The organism is Microvirga sp. jy35, assembly GCF_056148915.1.
The window spans coordinates 1-1,006 of sequence record NZ_JBWBEW010000119.1; the positions used below are offsets into that span (position 1 = coordinate 1).

At 71.2% G+C, this 1,006-nt stretch carries 1 protein-coding gene; it reads left to right on the plus strand.

Annotated elements, in window-relative coordinates; all coding sequences use genetic code 11:
- The coding region (locus AC0QTX_RS27475) for a methyl-accepting chemotaxis protein (protein ID WP_474606960.1) at positions 1–1,006 on the plus strand (1,006 nt) is incomplete at both ends.

The following is a 1,006-nucleotide window of genomic DNA, read 5'->3' on the forward strand; positions in this document are numbered from 1 at the left end:
CGTCTGGCCGAGGGCGATCTGGACGTGAGCGTCACGGGCACGGAGCGCCGGGATGAGGTGGGCCTGCTCGCCCGCTCGCTGCAGGTGTTCAAGGACAACGCCGTCGAGGCCCGCCGGCTTGCCGCCGCCCAGGACGTGGAGAACCAGGCCAAGATGCGCCGGGCCGAGCTGCTGGACCAGATCACCCGGCGCTTCGAGAGCAACGTGTCGGCCCTGACGCAGGGCCTGTCCTCGGCCGCCACCGAGATGGAGGCCACGGCCCAGACCATGAGCTCGGTGGCCAGCCAGACCACCCAGCAGTCGGTCACCGTCTCGTCGGCCGCCCAGCAGACCTCGGCCAACGTGCAGACGGTGGCGGCCGCCACCGAAGAGCTGTCGATCTCCATCCGGGAGATCGCCTCCCAGGTGGCGCAGTCCTCGCAGATCGCCGACCGGGCCGTGCAGGGCGCGCGCCGCACCGACGCGGCCGTGCAGGACCTGGCGTCCACGGCCAGCCGCATCGGCGACGTGGTGCAGCTGATCAACACCATTGCGGGCCAGACCAACCTGCTGGCATTGAACGCCACCATCGAGGCGGCGCGCGCCGGCGAGGCCGGCAAGGGCTTTGCCGTGGTGGCCACGGAGGTCAAGGAGCTGGCCTCGCAGACGGCCAAGGCCACGGAGGAGATCTCGGCCCAGATCGGCTCGGTGCAGCAGGCCACCCAGCAGACGGTGGCGGCCATTCAGGAGATCGCCCGCACGATCACCGAGATGAGCCAGATCTCCACCTCGATTGCCGCCGCCATGGAGGAGCAGGGGGCGGCCACGGCCGAGATCGCCCGCAACGTGCAGGAGGCGGCCCGCGGCACGGAGGCCGTGACCGGCAGCATCGTCGACGTGCAGCAGGGCGCCGGCGAGACCACCGCGGCCGCCTCCCAGGTGCTCGGCGCCGCCCAGGAGCTGTCGCGCCACTCCAGCGACCTCGCCCACGAAGTCGCCAACTTCCTCACAAACGTCAAAGCCGCTT